Source organism: Metapseudomonas resinovorans (assembly GCF_002003485.1).
GTDB classification, from domain to species: domain Bacteria; phylum Pseudomonadota; class Gammaproteobacteria; order Pseudomonadales; family Pseudomonadaceae; genus Metapseudomonas; species Metapseudomonas resinovorans_D.
This window is the reverse complement of sequence record NZ_BDMA01000094.1, coordinates 151,245-171,401: the sequence shown is the minus strand read 5'-3', so window position 1 is coordinate 171,401 and position 20,157 is coordinate 151,245. Positions and strand designations below refer to the sequence as shown.

Here is a 20,157-nt window from a genome sequence, read left to right as displayed (position 1 = left end):
GTCTCCCGACACCCGTTACCTATGTCCCCCGGCTGAACACGCAGCGCACCCTATGGCTCAGGCCTTCAGTGATTCCGACACAGCTGAATCGGATCAGACCGATACAGTTGCCACTAAAACACATCTGCTACAGCACAATTCAACCTCGCTGTGACTGCACAGTCTTCCTGCAGAACGGGATCATGACCTTCCATAACCCATCCCCGCCCTGCCGCGGGAAGGAAGAGCGCCATGGACCGCACCCTCACTGCCTCCGCCCACTTGCAGACCAGCCTGCCGCGTACCCACTGGTACCTGCGCCTGTTCGCCACCATTGCCCTGTGGCGGCGCAATGCCCGCACCCGGCACCAGCTCGCACAGCTGGACCCGCGCGCGCTGGCAGATGTGGGTATCAGTCCGAGCGACCGCTACCAGGAACTGGAGCGTCCCTTCTGGCGCTGACAGCGACGTCCGCCGGTGGGCTGGCAGGCTCCTGGCCAGCACTGGCCCGCAAGCGTCACTTTGACTAGGCTTTTCCCCAGCCGGCAGCGCTTCTCGCGCTGCCGCACTGGTCTGTAAAAAGGAGCCCCCCATGACCACTCTTCGCCTACTCAGCGCCGCCGCCCTGTTGGCGCTCGCCACCAGCGCATCGGCCACCAGCTTCGTGGTAACCACTGACGCCGTCGTCAACGCCGTCGCGGCCACCTCCGATGCCACGTCCGATGTCACCTCTTCCTTCAAGGATGACAAGATCGTGCTCGCAGCCCGTGACGATGCCGCCAGCTTCGTTGCCAGCTCCGGCGATATCCGGGGTGCCCAGCTGGAAGCCGCGTTCAAGCACATCCGCTCCACCCAGCCGCAGCTGGCTGCCAGCGACCTCCAACTGGCCCAGGCCATCCTCACCCTCTGACGGCACACTCCGGGGCCGCGCATTGCGCGGTCCATCGGCCTGCATGCCCCGCAGCGCCTGGCCCTCGTCCGTCCATTCCGCTAACCTGCGCGCCCTGTGCCCGCGGCAGAGAACTGCCGAAGGGTATTTCCGTCCAATACCTTAGAAATTTCCTTCGGAGAGCTTTCATGCGCCGCTCGTTGTCTGTTGCAGCCATCGCCCTTTTCCTCGTAGCCGGTGCCGCACAGGCCCAGACCCTGGTGGCGACCAGCAACATCATCGTCCGCGCGCTGGACCGCACCCTCGACTTCACTTCCGACACCACGACGTCGATCCGTGACATGAAAGTGGTCATGGCTGCCCGTGAAGACGCCGCCAGCTTCGTCGCCAGCGCTGGCGATATTCGTGGTGCCCAGTTGGAAGCGGCCTTCTCCGCCCTGCGCGAACAGTTCCCGCAAGCCCGCGAGGCCAGCGACCTGGCACTGGCGGAAACCATCGTCGCCCTCTGACCCGAGCATCAGCCCCTGAATACCTGGTTTCGCCGTATCGGCCTGGGTGCCCTGCTACTGGCAGGCAGTGCCCAGGCTGAATTGCGTCTGGTGCTGGACGACGAAGGGCTCACCACGGCCCAGCGCCAGGCCAGCCAGCAGCTCCTTGATGAAGCACTCGCCGCCCTGCCGCCGACTTTCGTCCAGCACCTGGACCGGAGCGTCAAGGTAGGCTGGAGCGATGACCTGCCCGAGAATGGCTACGGCCGCGCTACCCGTTTCGATGCCCTGGTGCTCAACCGCAACCTGCTGACCGGCCTAACCGACGGCTCGGCGGCAACGCAAAAGACCGCGCGCGTCCACGGCACGGTACGCCGCGAAATGCTCGCCACCGTGTTGCACGAGTTGACCCATCTCTACGACCGTGCGCGCCTCTGGTCCCCCGCCGAAAAGACGCAACAGTTCCGCTGTCGCAACCAGGCATCCAGCAACGGCCGAGTGGGCCTGCCCGGCGACTGCCGGGGCCAGACAGAACGCCGCTTCACCCTGAGCGACGACCCGCGCCTGCTCGACCTCGCCGGCTGGCCGCAGTACGTCGGCAAGCGCGGCCAGCGCGAGCGGGACAACCACCAGGTGGCACGCAGCCCGGACATCTACGAGCTGAAGAACGCCCGCGAATTCGTCGCGGTGAACATGGAGTATTTCCTCCTCGATCCGGCCTACGCCTGCCGCCGCCCGGCGCTCTACCGCTACTACCGCGAACATTTCGGCTGGGCTCCTGAACAGCAGACCAGCTGCAACGACGGCTACGCCTACCTCAATGCCGGTCGAGACTTCGGCAAGCAGCCCCTGGGCAAACTCGACCCGGATCGTGTCTACGAAGTCGACTACCTGTTTGCCGAAGCCAATCAGAACTGGGTGAGCCGCTGGGGTCACAGCATGCTGCGCCTGGTGATCTGCGCCCCTGGCCGCCCGCGTGGGCCGGACTGCCGCCTCGACCTCGACCAGCATCTGGTGCTGTCCTACCGCGCCTTCGTCGGCGACGTGCAACTGTCGAGCTGGGACGGCCTCACCGGCGCCTACCCTTCCCGCCTGTTCGTGCTGCCGCTGCACCAGGTGATCGAGGAATACACCAAGGTGGAACTGCGCAGTCTGGCGTCAGTGCCGCTCAAGCTCAGCCGCGAGGAAGTGGAAGCCCTGGTCGAGCACGCCGCGGAGATGCACTGGAGCTACGACGGCGACTACTGGTTCCTCTCCAACAACTGCGCGGTGGAAACCCTCAAGCTGCTGCGCAGCGGAACCGACCACCCGGCGCTGCGCGATCTCGACAGCATCATGCCCAACGGCCTGCTCAAGCTGCTGGAAGGCCGCGGTGTCGCTGACCGCACCCCGCTGGACGATCCCAAGGAAGCGCTGCGCCTGGGGTATCGCTTCGACTCCTTCCGTGACCGCTACCAGGCCATGTTCAAGATTCTCCGCGAGCGCCTCGACGTGCCCCAGAAAGAAGTCGAGGACTGGCTGGAGCTTACCGCCGAGCAACGTCGCCCCTGGTTCGACAAGGCCGACCTGCGTGCCAGCGCCGCCCTGCTCCTGCTGGAGCAGGCCGCCCAGCGCCGCCAGCTCCTGCTGGCCCAGGACGAACTCAAGCGCAACTATCTCAGCTCCCGCGAGCAGGCCGGGCAAACCCGTTTCGCCAAGGCGGGCGGGACCCTGGAACAGATGCTCGCCAACAGCGGGTTCCTCAGCCGCCCCGCTGAACTGCTGCAAGGTGGCTACGGCCTGCCGCAAAGCGCGGAATGGCAGCGCCTGGAGGCCGAAAGCAGCAGCCGCCAGCAGACCATGCACAAGCTCAGCGATGACCTCGACCGCGAAGTCCGCAGCCTGCTGGAACCGCAACGCATGGCAGAACTGAACGCCACCGAGGCCAACCTCAAGGCCATCGGCGCGCACCTGCGCCAGTTGCACAAGGATGCCGGCGGCCTGGTCCTTCCGTAACGCACGCCGTAGGTTGGCGCAGAGCGAAGCGAAGCCCAACGATTCCACGCTCGGACCGTTGGGTTTCGCGGAGCTCTACCCAACCTACGAGAGCTCCGTCGCAGTCGGACAATTTCGTAGGGTGCGCCGCGCGCACCGACACCCCGTGCGAAAATTCCGGTGCGCGCAGCACACCCTACGCAGGCGCCTCCAGACTCACAGCTGCTCCTCATCCTCCTCCGGCAACTGCGGGTCCAGACTCAGCCAGGGCAAGCGGCTCTTCACCCAGATATGCCGGTTGGGGGTAACCGCCTCGGGTTGGTCGAGGGTGGCGATAGTGAGGTCCAGGGTGCCGGGGCTGAGGCTGGTGAACAGCGCCAGCTGGCTGCTGCATCGCGGGCAGAAGTAGCGGATGCAGCTCGCGGATGAGGCGTACTCGGCGGGCGTTCCGCTCGTCCAGCGGAAGCTCGCCAGCGGCACCGTGGCCCAGGTGGTGACGATGCCGCCGGTGGTGCGCCGACAGATCGAGCAATGGCAATGGGCGACATCGCCCAGGGATGCTTCGACGGCATAACGCAGCTGCCCGCAATGACAGCCGCCGGTATGGAGTTCAGCCATGATGGTGGTCTCCGGCTTGAGCGCTGTCTTTCACCCTAGCAGGCGGTTGCATGCCACTGATCCTGACCTGAAGATGGAATGCCCCAGCTGACCCGGACGTCGCCGTGCTGACCCTTCTCGAAGCCCTCTGGCCGCTCTTCGCGCTGATCATCGGCGGCTACCTGCTGCGCCGCTGGGACTTCCCCGGCGAAGCCTTCTGGCCCGCCGCCGAGCGCCTGAACTACTTCATCCTCTTCCCCGCACTGCTCTTCAGTAGCCTGGCCACCGCGCCGCTCGACAACCCGGCGCTGCCGCGCCTGGCCCTGGCGGTGTTCCTCGCCCTCGGCATCGGCTGGACCGCCCTGCTCCTGGCGCGACGGCTGCTGGGCTGGCCGGCGGCGCGCTTCGGCGCGATCACCCAGGGCATCCTGCGTTTCAACACCTACCTCGGCCTGGCGGCCATCGGCAGCCTCTATGGCAAAGACGGGCTGGCGATGGCCGCGCTGCTGCTGGCCCTGATGGTGCCAACGGTGAACCTGATGTCGGTCTGGGCGCTAACCGCCGAACGCGGCGTGAGCCTGCTGTTGCCGATGGCGAAGAACCCGCTGATCCTCGCCTGCCTGGCCGGCGCGCTGGTCAACCTCGCCGGACTCGGCCTGCCCGGCGGCACCGACCGCCTGCTCAACCTGCTGGCAGTGGCCAGCCTGCCGCTGGGCCTGCTCTGCGTCGGTGCGGCGCTGCGTCCGCAGGAACTGGCTGGCGAAGTCCCGGCCCTCGCCTGGAACTGCACCCTGCGTCTACTGGCCATGCCCGTCCTTGCCTTCGCCGTCGCCCGCCTGCTCGGCTTGCCCGCCATGGAAAGCAGCATCCTGGTGCTGTTCTTCGCCCTGCCCACCGCCCCCACGGCGTACGTGCTGACCCGCCAGCTCGGCGGCGACAGCCACCTGATGGCCGGCATCATCACCCTGCAGACCCTGCTCGCCGCCGGCAGCCTGCTGCTGGTGATGCGCACCCTGGCCAGCTGACGTCCCGGCGGCCTGTCCGCCGTTCGTCGACAAATAGCCGCGTAATCGGTACCGATCACCGCCGAAAGCTGGCTGAAAGGTTGCGGGCTTAGCATCCGCCCCACTACCGGCACCAGACCGGTAACCCGACAACAACAAGATTGGTGATCGACATGCTCTGCTCCCGCTGCCTGCCCGGCACTCCTCCGTCCGCTCTCTGCACGTCTTCGGCCCAGCGCTGATTTCCTCCCGCCCGCCCGAATCACGCCCGGAGAACCGCCATGCTGACTCTGCTCGGCTTCGCCATGGTCATCTGCTTCATGTACCTGATCATGACCAAGCGCCTGTCCGCCCTAATCGCCCTGATCATCGTCCCCATCACTTTCGCCCTGATCGGCGGCTTCGCCGCGGGCATCGGCCCGATGATGCTGGAAGGCATCGGCAAGCTCGCCCCCACCGGCGTGATGCTGATGTTCGCCATCCTCTATTTCGCCCTGATGATCGACTCCGGCCTGTTCGATCCGGCCGTGCGCAAGATCCTCAAGCTGGTGAAGGGTGATCCGCTGAAAGTGTCCATGGGCACCGCCGCCCTGGCCCTGATCGTCTCCCTCGACGGCGACGGCGCCACCACCTACATGATCTGCGTCGCCGCCCTGCTGCCGCTGTACAGCCGCCTGGGCATGAGCCCGCTGATCATGGCCGGCCTGATCATCCTCGCCGGCGGCATCATGAACATGACCCCCTGGGGCGGCCCCACCGCCCGCGCCGCAAGCGCCTTGCACGTGGACCCGTCGGACATCTTCGTCCCGATGATCCCGGCCATGATCGCCGGCGCCGTCGCCCTGTTCGGGCTCGCCTGGGCCTATGGCAAACGCGAGCGCGCCCGCCTTGGCGTGCTGCACCTGCCGGATGACCAGGTCAACCATGACGAGATCAGCGTTTCGCAGTTCCCGGAAGCCCGCCGGCCCAAGCTGCTGTGGGTGAACGCAGCGCTAACCGCCGCGCTGATGGCGACCCTGATCGCCGGTCTGCTGCCGTTGCCGGTGCTGTTCATGATCGCCTTCAGCATCGCCATGATCATCAACTACCCCTGCCTGCAGCAGCAGAAGGAGCGCGTTGCGGCCCATGCCGGCAACGTCCTGGCGGTCGTTGGCCTGATCTTCGCCGCGGGCATCTTCACCGGCATCCTGTCCGGCACCGGCATGGTGGAAGCCATGTCCAAGAGCCTGCTGGCGGTCATCCCGCCGTCGATGGGCCCTTACATGGCGGTGATCACGGCGATCGTCAGCATGCCGTTCACCTTCTTCATGTCCAACGACGCTTTTTATTACGGCGTGTTACCGGTTCTGGCCGAGGCGGCAAGCCATTACGGCATCAGCCCGGTGGAGATGGCGAGAGCGTCTATCGTAGGCCAGCCGGTGCATCTGCTGAGTCCGCTGGTACCCTCCACCTACCTGCTGGTGGGCCTGGCCAAGGTGGAGTTCGGCGACCACCAGCGCTTCACGTTGAAGTGGGCGGTGATGATTTGTCTGTGTATCCTCCTCGCCGCCCTGCTGCTGGGTGTGTTCCCGCTCTTCGGATCACACTGAGAGTCGCTAACTGACATTCGCTCAAGCCGGAATCTGCGTAAGCTCCTTCCGGCTTGTTCGTACTCCATCCCATACCAAGAAACTCACGAGGATCAACGCATCATGGAATGGCTGACCAGCCCGGAAATCTGGGTCGCCTTCTTCACCCTGACCGCCCTGGAAATCGTCCTGGGCATCGACAACATCATCATGATCGCCATCCTCGTGGCCCGCATGCCCCCGCATATGCAGGCACGCACGCGCTTCTTCGGCCTGGCGCTGGCGATGATCACCCGTATCCTGCTGCTGCTCTCCATCACCTGGATCATGCGGCTCACCAACGACCTCTTCGAACTGTTCGGCCAGGGGATCTCCGGCCGTGACCTGATCCTCTTCTTCGGCGGCCTGTTCCTGCTGTGGAAGAGCACCACCGAGATGTATCACAGCCTGGAAGGCGAAGATGAATCCGGCGAGCAGCCTTCGGGCGCGGCGCGCAACTTCATCGGCACCATCATCCAGATCGCCATCATCGACATCGTGTTCTCGCTGGACTCGGTGATCACTGCCGTCGGCATGGTTTCCCACGTGCCGGTGATGGTCGCCGCGATCATCGTTGCCGTGCTGGTGATGATGCTGGCCGCTGGCACCATCAGCGACTTCATCGACAAGCACCCGAGCCTGAAGATGCTGGCCCTGGCCTTCCTGGTCGTGGTCGGTACCGTGCTGATCGCCGAGTCCTTCGAAGTCCACGTGCCGAAAGGCTACGTCTACTTCGCCATGGCCTTCTCCCTGGCCGTCGAGGCGCTCAACATCCGCATGCGCATCGCTCGCGGTCGCAAGGAAGATCCGGTGAAACTGCGCAAGGACATTCCTGGGCAGTAAGCCGAAGCAATGAAGAACGGGGCCAGATGGCCCCGTTTTTCATTGCGCACGGCTTACGTGTAGGGGCGAATTCGTTCGCCAAGCAGGCCGAAGGTCTGCCAATACATGCGCAGGGGGCTGCTGCGCAGCCCATGGCGAATGAATTCGCCCCTACAAAAAAGCTACCCCGCCGGCTCCACGTCAGTACCCCTTCAATTCATCCGCCTTGAACCCTCGGAAGCTGCCGCCACCCAGCACCAGCCTCAGCAGGCTGTCCATGGTCTGCAGGTCGTTGTCGAAACCGCCGTGGCTGGTGCTTCGGCTGACCGGGCTGCCGGTATCGGCCACGATCAGGGTGCTGCCCGGTGGCTGCTGGGGCGGCTGGAATTTCTGCATGCCCAGCAGTGATACCCGTCGCTGCTTGTCCTCCAGGGCATTGGACACCAGGTAAAGCAGTGATTTGCGATAGACGCTGGCGACGTTGTCCTCCTGCTCGGCCTGATCCGACAGTACGAACAGAGTCTGCTGGCGAATGCCTTTTCCCAGCGTTTTGAGGAAGGTCGACTGGTACAGCTCCAAGGTGCAGGCCGGGGCGAACAGCACCAGGTTGTCGATGGTTGGGCCATTCAACGCCTGCCAGACCTGCAACAGATGCGCATGCCAGATGGAGCCGGCGCTATGGCCCACCAGATGCACCTTGGGTGCAGCCGCGCCCTGGGCCGCCAGCCAGCCGATCAGGCGTTGCAGCGCCAGCGTGCCCGCCGCGCCCTTGTGGAAGGCGCGCTCGGCATCCAGCTTCATCTCCTGCCAGAGCGCGAAGCCGGCGGGCTGCACCAGGCTCTCCACCTGGTTGTCCCACCAGGAGCTCACCGACCCCACGCGTTCGCCTACCAGCGGCAGCTTGCTGAGCAGAATGTCGCCCAGCTCGGCCAGCAGTCCGGTCTCCCAGATGAAGTGGAGTTCGTGCACGCCGTTATCGCGGTACGCCGGCCGCCACTTGAAGGCACGCATGGCCGAACCGTTCACGCTGTTCAGCCCGCCATGGGCGTAGAGCAGCAGGTGCTGCGGCTTGCTGTGCTGCAGCTCTTCGATGATGGCGTCCAGCTGGGTCAGGTCCGAGGCGTACTGGCCCAGGCCGTCGAAGCGGCCATCGTCGATGTGCAGGTAGTGCAGATAAATCGCCTCCTGGGGCGGGCCTTGCAGGGCCAGCCGCGCGGTGCCGCCATCGGACACATAGCGGGTGGCGGTATCGGTGACGCCATGGTTGACCGCAACGCCCAGTTGGGCCACCCACACGTCCCAGACATTCGCCTCGAAATCGGCGTAGCTCCACAGCGCCACCCCATCGTACGTGGCCTTGCCCTGGCGGAAGCCGCCCCAGTCCGGGCCCCAGGAGTTCTGCACCAGGAAGCCGTCACGGGTGTAGCCGACGATGGCGAAGGCATGTCCGCCGCCGACGTCCAGCGCATCCGGTTTCCAGTCGATCACGCCACGCCGGGGCGAACGCCAGCCCTCGTGGGTACGCGCTGAGGCAAATAGCACGCCGACATCACGCAAGGCCGCCTGGACATCGTTGATCCGCGAGAAGACCCGGAAATACGCGCCCAGTGGAATATCCAGCGCCTCCTGCTGAATCACCGGGGTCAGGCCGCCTATGGCGGGCCAACTGCCTTCCTGGCAGACACCATGCTTGTGCCATCCCTTCATGGCGCCTCGGGCGCTGCTGAAGTCGTAGTTCTCTCCCGGCCACTGGTCGTAGCGCCTGGCCATGGCAAAGAGCATCTCCGGACTGACCCGACCGGGTAGTTCGCGCCGGCTGCGCAGGTAGTTGATCGCCGCCGCCAGGCCGAACCCGGTACAGGCGCCTTCCTCACCCTGGTCGAGGATGTACAGCAACTGCCAGTCCGGGAACAGCTCGTCCGGCAGCGGTGTCAGGGATGCGGAGTAAGTGAGGTCGCGAAAATCCATGGAGTCGCGGCGAACATCCAGCCGCTTGGTCGCAGCCTTCCTGCGGGGCTTTGTCGGGGCGGTGCGCTTGGCCATGCTGACCTCCCTGTGCGGGTCCGGGCGACACAGGAAGGATTGACCGCTTTCGACGCCCCGGTGGGATTGCTGACGAATGGTGGTACGAACCCGTCGTCCCCGATGCGGCCAGCGTCTTGCCTGAAACATCAGCAAGTGGCTGATTAATAGTGACTTTCGAAATCATCAACGACGTTGATGTTCTCTATCTGGCGTGATCACTTTTTAATCGACGCCCCATCCGTAAGATTGGCTTCGTACCCAGTTTCCAGCCCCTTCGAGGAGCCCACGATCATGAAAACCCACGCCTTCGCCGCCCTGTTCATCGCCAGCCTGAGCACCAGTGTCTTCGCCCTGCCGTCCGACTCCCAGCCGGTGCTGGGCGAGTCGAAGGAAGGCGCCTACATCCAGGTCGTCGAACCGGTTGCCGCCGAAGGCAGCTTCATGGTCCTGGACCGCGTGGCCGAAGGTGGCTCCGATCGCCTGCTGCAAGCCCAGCGCGTCAGCTGATCGCGACTCGCTGCAAACCCTCAAAGCCCGGCGGATGCCGGGCTTTTTGTTTGTGGGGGCGTATTCATTCGCAAATGGCTGCATAGTGGCCCGTAGCCCGCAGGCTGGTCCGAGAGGAGCGAGGCCCAACGAAGCATCGCTCCACCCCGCACCGTTGGCGTCACAGGTGACGCGCATCTGCGAAACCCCATTGAAATCACCTCAGCTTGCTGCGCCAAGCCATTGATCGGTAATGAGCAAAATGGCCTGAAAGCGTCTTTACTTGTCATCAGGTGCCATACCCGTCAGGCAAATAGCTGCAATCAGCCAGGACCATGAAGGTCCAAAGACAATCGTGTTACCCAACGCCTGACCGCGCCGCCGTTTTCCTGCGCATGGATACGGCGGCCTTCAAGATCGCCAGGAGGGCCACCATGCTGACGCTGCTCAATCTGCTCTCGGCCGTCGCCTTGCTCATCTGGGGCACGCACATCGTGCGAACGGGCATCCTCCGCGTATACGGCGCCAACCTGCGCCGCCTGCTCAGTCGCAGCGTGCACCGCCCACCCATGGCGTTCGCCGCCGGCATCGGCGTCACGGCCCTGGTGCAGAGCAGCAATGCCACCGCCCTTCTGGTCAGCTCCTTCGTCGCGCAGGGGTTGATGCTGCTGGCCCCTGCACTGGCCATCATGCTGGGCGCCGATGTCGGCACGGCGCTGATGGCGCGAGTGCTGACCCTGGACCTGTCATGGCTTTCGCCGCTGCTGATCTTCTTCGGGGTGATCTTCTTCCTCTCCCGCAAACAGACTCGCCTGGGGCAGCTCGGACGGGTCGGCATCGGGCTCGGACTGATCATCCTCGCCCTGCAGCTGATCATCGCTGCCGCCGAACCCATCACCACCGCCAAGGGCGTGAAGGTGCTCTTCTCCTCGCTGACCGGCGATGTGCTGCTGGACGCCCTGACCGGCGCGTTGTTCGCGATGATTTCCTACTCCAGCCTGGCCGCCGTGCTGCTCACCGCCACGCTGGCCGCCTCCAAGGTGATCTCCCTCAAGGTGGCGCTCTGCCTGGTGATCGGCGCCAACCTCGGAAGCGGCATCCTCGCCCTGCTCAGCAGCAGCCTGCAGAACCCCGCCGGGCGCCGAGTGGCCGTGGGCAGCCTGGCGTTCAAGCTCGCCGGCTGCATGCTCGTGTTGCCCATGGTCGGTCCCCTGGCCAGCTGGATCGACACCTGGCCCATTTCCAATGCCGAACTGGTGATCGCCTTCCACCTGCTCTACAACAGCGTGCGCTGCGCACTCTGCCTGCCCCTGACGGTGCCGATGGCGCGCCTGTGCAACTGGCTGCTGCCGGAGCGTCCGCAGCCGGACGATATTGCCAAACCGCGCCATCTGGATCCGGCGGCCCTGGATACTCCGAGCCTGGCCCTGGCCAATGCAGTGCGTGAAACCCTGCGGATGGGCGATATCGTCGAGCAGATGCTGAACAACCTGCTGCATCTCCTGCGCGGCGGAGACCCGGTGCTGGGCAAGGACATCCACCGCCTGGACGACGATATCGACGCGCTCTACACCGCCATCAAACTCTACTTGGCACGCATGCCCCGCGAGGATCTGGCCGAGCGCGACAGCCGTCGTTGGGCCGAGATCATCGAGCTGACCATCAACCTGGAACAGGCCGGCGACATCATCGAGCGCATGCTCGACGACGTGCAGAGCAAGAACAGGGCCCAGGGCCGCGCCTTCTCTGAAGAGGGGCTAGGGGAGATCGTCAATCTCCACGACCAGCTGGTGGAAAACCTGCGCCTGTCGCTGTCGGTGTTCCTCAACGGCGACCAGGAAAACGCCAAGCGCCTGCGTCGGGCCAAGCAACGCTTCCGCATCCTCGAACGCCGCTATGCCCACGCCCACGTCTCGCGGCTGCACCAACAGGTGGTGCAGAGCATCGAGACCAGCGCCCTGCACCTTGGCCTGATCAGCGACATGAAGCGCATCAACTCGCTGTTCTGCGCCATCGCCTATGCCGTACTGGATAACCCCGATGCCCCGGAAAACGTGGAGGAAGAGCGTCCACTGGAAGCGCCGCAACGTTATTTCGAACCGGAAATCGGCTCCCATCGCTGAGGCTCGCTCTTCCCAGCGTGCGGGCCGCTTGGGCAGAATCCGGGGATGACGCCACACGACCCCTCCAGCGCCTCGGTCAGCGCCAGCCTGACCCAGGCCATCCTGCACGCCGCTTCCCAGCTCGGCCTTGGCCGCGACGAACTCCTGCGCGCCAGCCAGCTCGACGAAAGACGCCTAGCCGACCCGGATGCGCGCATCCCCTTCAGCACCCAGGAAGCGCTCTGGGCGGCCATCCACGCCCGCCTGCCGCACCCCGAGCCAGGCATCGCCATCGGCAGTGCCCTGGCCCCCGGCCAGTTCAGCGTCCTCGGCTACCTGTTACAGAGCAGCCCGACCCTGGGCGAAGCCCTGGAGGCCGAGCTGCGCTACCAGCGTCTGGTGGGAGAGGGCGGCAGCCTGGCGCTGGAAGTGCGCGGCGATGAACTCTGGACCCTGTACCGCCCGCTGCACCCGAAGCTGCCAGCCACCCGCGCGCGGGTGCTGGCGCTGATGGTCTTCTGGCTGGAGCTGATGCGTCCGCTGCTGGCGGACCTGCGCCTGGTGCGGGCCTGCTTCGTGCACCCGGCGCCGGCGGACACCACGCTCTACCAGCAGTGCTTCGCCTGCCCGCTGCAGTTCGAGGCGGAAGATTACGCCCTGGTGCTGCCCTTGGCGCTGCGCTCGGCCCCGTTGAAACAGTCCAACCCGCCTCTGCAGGCGGTGCTGCGCCAACATGCCGAAGCCCTGCTCGCGCGCCTGCCCAGCGAAGGGCTGCGGGCGCGGGTGGTCGCGCTGCTCGGCGCCCAGCTGGCGCGCGGCGAACCCGACCGCGGCGCCCTGGCGTCAGCCCTGGGAATCAGTGAACGCACGCTGCAACGGCGCCTGGCGGACGAGGGCAGCAGCTACCAGCACCTGCTCAACGACACCCGCCGCCATCTTGCCGAGCGCCACTTGCAGGAAGGTCGCCTGCCCATCGCCGATATCGCTGTGCTGCTCGGGTATTCGGAGCCCAGCGTGTTCTTCCGCGCATTCCGCCAATGGACCGGGCTGACACCGGGCGAGTATCGGCAGAAGCATCGGGATTGAGCTTCTCTTGCTCTTCGTAGGGGCGAATTCATTCGCCAAGCGGCCCGAAGGGCAGCCCTGCAGGATCAGGCGGGGACGCTGCGCATCCCTTGGCGAATGAATTCGCCCCTACAAGGATTCAGCTCAGCTTCGACGCTATCCCCCGCGCCTTGAGAAATGCCAGAAACGCCTCGCGGCTGGAGTACTTCGGCCGGTAGCCGAACTCTTCTTTCAGCCGACGGTTGTCCAGCACCGGGCGGTAGCGGAGGAAGTCCAGTTGCTCCGGGCCGTACTGGGTCAGGCCCAGCGGCTTGAGCAGGGCCAGGACGGTGCGCAACAACCCAGCCGGCAGGGGGCGGTAGGGTTTGCCGAGGATGCTGGCGATCTCGGCCATGCTCAGCGCGCCATCGCCGGCGAGGTTGTAGATACCCCCCGCGCCGCGCTCCAGGCCTTCACGGATGATCGCCACCACGTCTTGGTCCCAGATGAAGACGAAGCGGCTGTCATGCCCCTTGATGCCCAGCACCGAACGCTTCTGGAACAGTTCGGTGATCTGGTTATTCACCTGCTCACCGAGGATGGTGCCGGGCCGCAGGACCAGTTGGCGCAGCTGCGGATGCTGTTTGCGCGCGTCGGCCAGCAGCAGTTCCACCTCGCGCTTGTGACGGGCGTAGGCGAAGAGGTCGTGGCCGCGCAACGGGTGCTGTTCGTCGATCCACTCCGCGTTCTCCGGGTAATAGCCATAGGCAGCGCCGGAACTGGTGACGATCAGTTGGCCTACGCCGTGGGCCACCGCCGCATTCAGCACGGCGCGGGTACCGCCGACATCGATGGCGTGCAGGCGCGCCTCGCTCATGCCGCGCGGCGGCGTCACCACCGATGCCAGGTGCACGATGGCGTCGGGCTTCCAGCGCTCGACGCAGGCGCCCACTTCGCGGGGAAGGCTGATGTCCAGCGAAACCGGCTCGATGTTGGACTTGAGCCCTTGATAGCTCAGCGGGCGGATGTCCGCAGCCACCAGGGTCCAGTTCGGATGGCGCGTGGCGAGGTCGTTCAATACCTGCTGGCCGATGAAGCCGGCCGCGCCGGTGATCAGGACGCGCACGGCATTTCCTCCTGGACGCGCGGCGCGCGGCGCCGCCAGACGACCACCAGCAACAGGCCGGAAACGATGTGCCAGATTCCCCAGAAGCCGGCCACCAGGGCCATGTCCAACTGGCCGCCGAACTGGGTCAGGATCAGCCCAAGGGCGAGCCCGGAGTTCTGCATGCCGACCTCGATGGTCAGCGCGCGGCGGTCAGCTTCGGCCAGTCCGGTCAGGCGCGAGGCGCTCCAGCCCAGCAGCAGGGCGGAGGCGTTGTGGCCGACCACCACCAGCAGCACCAGGCCGGCGTTGGCCACCAGCAGTTGCCAGTTACCCGCGGCCGCCGCCACCAGGAACACGCCGAAAGCGAGCAGGGAAAAGCGTTTGAACCAGGGCAGCACGCGGGCACTGAACGCCGGCGCCAGGTTGCCCACCAGCATGCCCGCAAGCAGCGGCAGCACCAGCAAAACGACCAGGCCACCGACGATGCCGCCGGCATCGACGTCCAGGCTGCTCATCTGGCCATGGAGGAAGGCGGCGGTGTCCGGATTGAGGCTGGCGGTCGCGGCGAAATTCAGCGGCAGGCTGATGATTGCCAACAGGCAGGAAAGGCTGGTGATGCTCACCGACAGCGCGGTATTGCCGCGCGCCAGATGGGTGATGACGTTGGACAGGTTGCCACCCGGGCACGCGGCCACCAGCAGCATGCCCAGCTCCAGGCCGGGGCGCAGGTCGAGGAAGAGGGTGACCACGAGGGTCATCCAGGGCAACAGCAGGCACTGGCAGAGCAGCCCTACCAGGGCCGGCAGGGGTCGTTTCAGTACCAGGAGGAAATGGGCCAGGCGCAGCTCCAGCGCCACGCCGAACATCAGCGCGGCGAGCACCAGCCCGAGAATCAGTTGCTGACTGCTGTCGTAGTTCATCGATGGGTTCTCTTGTTGTTCTTCTGTCGCCGCTCGCCGGCGCAAGGCCAGAGCAGCTTAGTCCTACGCCCCGAGAGCGGCAGTGGCCGACATCGCCAGCGCGAGTGGCCAATCGCGACAACTGATGCGGATCAATATTTGTCCACAGGCTCGTGGATAAAGTCGATGGCCAATTGATATCAGGTCGTCCCGCCATGCCACGCATCCTCCCGCCCCTGCTGCTGATCAGCGATGACCGCGTGCTCGCCGACCAGGCGCGCCAGCTGCTGACGTACAACGCCCTGGAATGCACCGTGCTGGCCACCAGCAGCGACTGCTCGAAGGCCCCACTGTGCCGCTGGCTGAAGGACACACCGCTGAACCATTCCGGCCGTCTGCGCGCCCTGCTGGGGGAGGCGGTGGAGGTGCTGGATCGCACCCGCCACGCCTTCCGCTCCAGTGAACTGGGCCGCCTGCGCAAACGCCTCGAACAGGCGCTGGGGGAGTTGCCGCCTCCCGACGACTGAGGTACAAACGAGGCCGCAAGGTTCCGCCAACGCGGAAGCCGGCTTTGCCGGGCAGGACGCAAGGGGCCTGCAAGACAAAGCGCCGTGATCGGCATCTCCTCCGGGGGATGCCGATCACGGCGCTTTTTTTATGCCCGCAGAAAACTTCCAAGGGAGGATGCATGGGCCTGGAACGACAACTCGAGGGAATGCTCGGCCGCATCGGCCTGTCACGCACGGAAGTCACGATGCGCTGCCGCTACCTGGACTGGCAGGACAAGGACGCGGCGCACCTGGCCAGCCGGGGCGCGAGCCTGGACGACTGCCACCAGTCCTTCGTCGAACGCCTGTACGACCATCTGGCGCAGTTCGAGCCCATCGCCGGCGTCCTCCACGATCCCGTCACCCTTCAACGCCTCAAGCACAGCCAGCTCGACTACTACCAGCGGCTCTGGCGCGGCCCCTACGACCGTGGCTACGTGCTCGACCGGTTGCGCGTGGGCCTGGTGCACCAGCACGTGGGGGTGGACCTCAAGTGGTACCTGGGCGCCTACCGCCTGTACCTGGACCACATGCTCGGCGCACTGCTGGGCGAAGGCGCGGACCAATCCATCTACGCCAGCCTGCTGAAGGCGGTGTTCTTCGACATGACACTGGCCATCGACACTTACAGCAGCGCACAACGCCAGGCCCTGGAGGACAGCGAAGCGCGCTTCGCCCGGGCGCTGCGCGGAGCCAACGACGGCCTCTGGGACTGGGACCTGGAAACAGACCGGATCTACCTCTCCGAACGCTGGGCGGCGATGCTCGGCCTCGGCCGCGACAGCCTGGGCGAAGGCAGCGCCAGCTGGTTCGGGCGGGTCCATCCGGACGACCTGCCGGGTCTGCGCCAATCGGTGGATGCCCACCTGCGCGGCGACACGCCCTGGCTGAATCATGAGTACCGCATCCGCCGCCGCGACGGCGCCTACCTCTGGGTGCTGGTACGCGGCGTGGCGGAAGCAGGGCGCATGGCCGGTTCGCAGACCGACATCAGCCAGCGCAAGCTCTCCGAACAGCAACTGCGCCACGCCGCCCGCCACGATCCCCTGACCGGCTTGGCCAACCGGCTGCGCCTGGACGAATTGCTGCAACAGGCACTGCAACGGCGCCAGCGCCCCGGGGCAAGGGAGGCAGGGCTGCTGTTCATCGACCTCGACCGCTTCAAGCTGATCAACGACAGCCTGGGCCACGCCATGGGCGACCGTGTGCTGGTGGAGGTGAGCCAGCGACTATCCCGCTGCCTGCGTCCGGGGGACCACCTGGTGCGGTTCGGCGGCGACGAGTTCGTGGTGCTGCTGGACGACCTGGCCTGCCTGGCCGACGCCGAACAGGTCGCCCAGCGCATGCTCGACAGCCTGCACCAGCCCCTGCACCTGGACGACCACAGCCTGGCGGTCAGCGCCAGCATCGGCATTACCGGGCTGCTGGCCGAGGGACAAGCAGTGGATACCCTTCAAGCGGCTGACCTGGCCCTGTACCGCGCCAAGGAAGCCGGCAAGGCCCAGTTCGCCCGCTACAGCACCGAACTGCAGGCCGCCGCGCAGAAGCGCCTGGACCTGCACAACGCCCTGGCCCATGCGCTGGCCCGCGACGAGTTCGAACTGCATTACCAACCGATCTGCCGCATCGATGGCAGCCGGCCACAGGTCACCGCGGTCGAGGCCCTGCTGCGCTGGCGCCGGAACGGCCGGCTCGAATCGCCACTGCAGTTCATTCCCGCGCTGGAGGAATCCGGCGAGATCATCGCAGTGGGCGACTGGGTGCTGCGGGAAGCCTGCCGGCAGACCCGCCATTGGCAACTGGCCGGCCAAGAGGACCTGTGTTGCTCGGTGAATCTCTCCAGCCGACAGCTGCTCCAACCGGGATTCGCCCAGCGCGTCGCGTCCATCCTGCGCGAGAGCGGGCTGCGCCCCACCTGCCTGGTGCTGGAGATCACCGAGAGCCTGCTGATGCAGGACAGCGCCGAGACCCTGGCGTGCCTTCGCGAACTGGCCGTGCTCGGGGTCCGCCTGGCCCTGGACGACTTCGGCACCGGCTATTCCTCACTCGGTTACCTGAAGCGCTTCCCGCTGCAAATCCTCAAGGTCGACCGCAGCTTCATCAGCGGCGCGCCGCACGACCCCGAACTGAACGCCATCTCCCGAGCCATCATCGGCCTGGGCCGCAGCCTCGGCCTGGAAGTGGTGGCCGAGGGCGTCGAAGACCCGGCGCACCTGGATTTCCTGCTTGGCCAGGACTGCCGCTACGCGCAAGGGTTCTGGTTCAGCCGCCCACGGCCACCGGACCTGCTCGAACCGCTGCTGCTGGGAGAGGAGGGGTTCGAAGGCGAAGAATGTCTGCCAGGCCCGGCCACCAGGACCCGCGAAGATAGCCAGGGGAGCAGCCGATGAAGATCAACTTGCCGGTCAGCGGACGGGCGGTCGAGTTCGACGCCAACGCCAACATCCTCTCCACCACGGACCTGAAAGGGATCATCACCCACGTCAACGATGATTTCCTGGCCATCAGCGGCTTCGACCGCGAGGAACTGCTGGGGCGCAGCCACAACCTGGTGCGTCACCCGGACATGCCGCCGCAAGCCTTCGCCCATCTCTGGCAAACCCTCAAGGGCGGCCGCAGCTGGATGGGGCTGGTGAAGAACCGCTGCAAGAACGGCGACCACTACTGGGTCAGTGCCTATGTCACGCCGGTAGTGCAGGACGGGAAGGTGGTGGAATACCAGTCGGTGCGGACCCGACCCGACGCCATCCAGTCCGCGGCGGCGGAACAGCTCTACGCAAGCCTGCGGGAGGGGCGCCGGCCAAGCGCCCTGCGGCGTCCGCTCCTGGGCCTGCGTGCACGCCTGCTGGCGGGTTGCGGAGCCGCCGGCCTCTCCGGCCTTGGCCTCGCCCTGATACTCGACGGCATGCTGCCCTTCGCCGAGGTTCCCGCCGCCCTCGCCAGCCTCGGGGCCTGTGGTGCCTGGATCCACTGGCAGCTGCGCGCCCTGAGCGCACTACTGGACAAGGCCAGGCGCATCGCTGACAACCCTATCGGGCAGTGGCTCTATTGCGGCCGGACCGACGAATTCGGCGAACTCGACTTCGCCATGCGCATGCTGGAAACCGAGGCGGGCGCCGTGGTCGGGCGTATCGCCGAATCCGCGCGGCAGCTGGCGGGCCATGCCGGGCACCTGGCGTCGTCGGTGACCAGCACCAGCGAGGCGACCCGCCGCCAGCAGCAGGATACCGAGCATGTCGCCAGTGCCATCGAGCAGATGGCCTGCAGCGTCCAGGAAGTGGCGCGCAGCGCCCAGCAAGGCGCCACCGCCGCCGATCAGACCGACGCCGCCGCGAGCGCTGGCCGGGAGGAAGTGGATGCCACCCGCCTGCACATCGCCAGCCTCGAGGAAGAGGTGCGCCAGGCCAGCTGCGCCGTGCAGGAATTGCGCAGCCACAGTGGCGATATCAGCCAGATCCTGGAAGTGATCCGCAGCATCGCCGAACAGACCAACCTGTTGGCCCTTAACGCCGCTATCGAGGCGGCCCGTGCGGGCGAGGCCGGTCGGGGTTTCGCGGTGGTCGCCGACGAGGTGCGTGCCCTGGCTTCGCGGACCCGACACTCCACAGAAGAGGTCCACACACTGATCGCCAGGCTCCAACAGGGCACCGGCGATGCCGTGGAGGCGATGCAGCGGAGTTGCCGGCAGGCATCCGAGAGTTTGGGACAGGCGTTGCGCGCCAGCGATTCCCTGGCACGGATCAACGGCCAGGTCAGCGAAATCAGCAGCATGAGCCTGCAGATCGCCAGCGCAGTGGAGCAGCAGAGCGCCGCCAGTGAGGAAATCCAGCACAGCCTGGCGAGCATCCGCATTGCCGCCGACAGCAATGCCGAAAGCAGTGGCCACAGCCAGAACAGCGCCCACCAGGTGGCGGAGCTGGCGGCGGACCTGCAGGCGCTGGCCCAGCAATTCTGGGAGAGGCGCCACCGGCACGCTTGAGGCATTGCCAGACAACGAGCCCTGGGGGAGAGTGCCAGCAATTCCCCGGAGCAGTACGCCCATGTCGATCAGGAAACTGCGCATCAGCGATATCGAGGCCTTGCACCGGCTGCTCGCCGAGGTCAGCGCCGAAGGCGAGTACCTGCTGCGCGCCGAGGCGCCGCCCCTTGAGCAGATGCGTGCGCTGCTCCTGCGTTCGCTGCCGCTGGACCTGCCGCAGTTCGTCGTCGATGACGAAGGTGAGCTGGTGGGCTCCATCGAGATTTTCCCGGCCAGCCTGTGCCTCATGGAGGACGGCTCGGGCGAAGACTTCGGCGTGCTCGGCATGCAGGTGAGGAAGGCCCATCGCGGCCGGGGCCTGGGTGGGCAATTGATGGAGGCGGCCCTCGCGCACTGCCGTCGACAACACATGCGCCGCGTGGAACTGGCAGTGCTGAAATCCAATGACGCGGCGATTCGCCTCTACCAGCGCTTCGCCTTCCGTTGGGTCGAAGACCTGCCTCCCGTCACCTTGCCCAACGGACGCCCCGACCAGCCACAGAAGATGCGCTTGCTGCTGGACTGAGCGGCAGGCCGTCAGCGCAGGTCCAACGCGCCTTCTCAGGG

18 protein-coding genes are annotated in these 20,157 nt (G+C 65.9%); 14 read left to right on the top strand and 4 right to left on the bottom strand.

Annotated elements, in window-relative coordinates; genetic code table 11:
- Positions 1-231 precede the first annotated feature (231 nt).
- From MnOB_RS26995 to MnOB_RS26980, 4 genes are all read left to right on the top strand, one after another.
- The gene (locus MnOB_RS26995) at positions 232-441 is read left to right on the top strand and encodes a DUF1127 domain-containing protein (RefSeq protein ID WP_077527609.1); all 210 of its coding nucleotides are present in this window, start codon (positions 232-234) and stop codon (positions 439-441) included.
- A 130-nt stretch (positions 442-571) separates the two neighbouring features.
- Positions 572-889, top strand: coding sequence for a DUF2388 domain-containing protein (locus MnOB_RS26990; protein WP_077527608.1), 318 nt, complete (start codon positions 572-574; stop codon positions 887-889).
- 167 nt (positions 890-1,056) lie between these two features.
- Positions 1,057-1,377, top strand: coding sequence for a DUF2388 domain-containing protein (locus MnOB_RS26985; RefSeq protein WP_077527607.1), 321 nt, complete (start codon positions 1,057-1,059; stop codon positions 1,375-1,377).
- Positions 1,378-1,392: 15 nt separating this feature from the next.
- Positions 1,393-3,351, top strand: coding sequence for an Lnb N-terminal periplasmic domain-containing protein (locus tag MnOB_RS26980; protein WP_475120349.1), 1,959 nt, complete (start codon positions 1,393-1,395; stop codon positions 3,349-3,351).
- Positions 3,352-3,546: 195 nt separating this feature from the next.
- Here the strand turns inward: MnOB_RS26980 and MnOB_RS26975 are convergent, their stop codons facing one another.
- Positions 3,547-3,948 carry a GFA family protein gene (locus tag MnOB_RS26975; RefSeq protein ID WP_077527605.1) on the bottom strand — a complete coding sequence of 134 codons (402 nt, stop codon included), beginning with the start codon at positions 3,946-3,948 and terminating at the stop codon, positions 3,547-3,549.
- A gap of 104 nt (positions 3,949-4,052) precedes the next feature.
- Between MnOB_RS26975 and MnOB_RS26970 the strand changes: the two genes are divergently transcribed.
- The 3 genes from MnOB_RS26970 to MnOB_RS26960 all read left to right on the top strand — a co-directional run bounded on the left by MnOB_RS26970 (position 4,053) and on the right by MnOB_RS26960 (position 7,381).
- On the top strand, positions 4,053-4,952 hold the full coding sequence (locus MnOB_RS26970) for an AEC family transporter (protein WP_077527604.1): 900 nt from the start codon (positions 4,053-4,055) through the stop codon (positions 4,950-4,952).
- Between the two features lie 260 nt (positions 4,953-5,212).
- Positions 5,213-6,520 (top strand): CitMHS family transporter, encoded by a 1,308-nt coding sequence (locus tag MnOB_RS26965; protein ID WP_077527603.1) that lies wholly within the window; start codon positions 5,213-5,215, stop codon positions 6,518-6,520.
- Positions 6,521-6,622: 102 nt separating this feature from the next.
- Complete coding sequence (locus MnOB_RS26960) at positions 6,623-7,381, top strand: TerC family protein (RefSeq protein ID WP_077527602.1); 759 nt, start codon at positions 6,623-6,625, stop codon at positions 7,379-7,381.
- 180 nt (positions 7,382-7,561) lie between these two features.
- Here the strand turns inward: MnOB_RS26960 and MnOB_RS26955 are convergent, their stop codons facing one another.
- Complete coding sequence (locus MnOB_RS26955) at positions 7,562-9,403, bottom strand: C1 family peptidase (protein WP_077527601.1); 1,842 nt, start codon at positions 9,401-9,403, stop codon at positions 7,562-7,564.
- A 273-nt stretch (positions 9,404-9,676) separates the two neighbouring features.
- On the opposite strand from MnOB_RS26955, the gene MnOB_RS26950 reads away from it, so the two are divergent.
- The 3 genes from MnOB_RS26950 (at position 9,677) to MnOB_RS26940 (ending at position 13,059) form a co-directional block, all read left to right on the top strand.
- Complete coding sequence (locus MnOB_RS26950; RefSeq protein ID WP_234358341.1) at positions 9,677-9,892, top strand: hypothetical protein; 216 nt, start codon at positions 9,677-9,679, stop codon at positions 9,890-9,892.
- Positions 9,893-10,305: 413 nt separating this feature from the next.
- Positions 10,306-11,994 carry a Na/Pi cotransporter family protein gene (locus MnOB_RS26945; RefSeq protein ID WP_077527600.1) on the top strand — a complete coding sequence of 563 codons (1,689 nt, stop codon included), beginning with the start codon at positions 10,306-10,308 and terminating at the stop codon, positions 11,992-11,994.
- Between the two features lie 45 nt (positions 11,995-12,039).
- Positions 12,040-13,059, top strand: coding sequence for an AraC family transcriptional regulator (locus MnOB_RS26940; RefSeq protein ID WP_077527599.1), 1,020 nt, complete (start codon positions 12,040-12,042; stop codon positions 13,057-13,059).
- A gap of 118 nt (positions 13,060-13,177) precedes the next feature.
- Here MnOB_RS26940 and MnOB_RS26935 read toward each other — a convergent pair whose 3' ends face one another.
- Positions 13,178-14,143, bottom strand: coding sequence for an SDR family oxidoreductase (locus MnOB_RS26935; protein ID WP_077527598.1), 966 nt, complete (start codon positions 14,141-14,143; stop codon positions 13,178-13,180).
- Positions 14,131-15,045 (bottom strand): bile acid:sodium symporter family protein, encoded by a 915-nt coding sequence (locus tag MnOB_RS26930; RefSeq protein ID WP_077527597.1) that lies wholly within the window; start codon positions 15,043-15,045, stop codon positions 14,131-14,133. Before MnOB_RS26930 ends, MnOB_RS26935 begins: the two co-directional genes overlap by 13 nt.
- Before the next feature lie 194 nt (positions 15,046-15,239).
- On the opposite strand from MnOB_RS26930, the gene MnOB_RS26925 reads away from it, so the two are divergent.
- The 4 genes from MnOB_RS26925 (at position 15,240) to MnOB_RS26910 (ending at position 20,116) form a co-directional block, all read left to right on the top strand.
- Positions 15,240-15,551: a hypothetical protein gene (locus tag MnOB_RS26925; RefSeq protein ID WP_077527596.1), complete on the top strand. Its 312-nt coding sequence runs from the start codon at positions 15,240-15,242 to the stop codon at positions 15,549-15,551.
- Between the two features lie 161 nt (positions 15,552-15,712).
- Positions 15,713-17,962 (top strand): putative bifunctional diguanylate cyclase/phosphodiesterase, encoded by a 2,250-nt coding sequence (locus MnOB_RS26920; protein WP_077527595.1) that lies wholly within the window; start codon positions 15,713-15,715, stop codon positions 17,960-17,962.
- A complete protein-coding gene (locus tag MnOB_RS26915; protein WP_077527594.1) occupies positions 17,959-19,551 on the top strand; it encodes a methyl-accepting chemotaxis protein in 1,593 nt (530 codons plus the stop codon). Before MnOB_RS26920 ends, MnOB_RS26915 begins: the two co-directional genes overlap by 4 nt.
- A gap of 61 nt (positions 19,552-19,612) precedes the next feature.
- On the top strand, positions 19,613-20,116 hold the full coding sequence (locus MnOB_RS26910; RefSeq protein ID WP_158713865.1) for a GNAT family N-acetyltransferase: 504 nt from the start codon (positions 19,613-19,615) through the stop codon (positions 20,114-20,116).
- Positions 20,117-20,157: the final 41 nt, after the last annotated feature.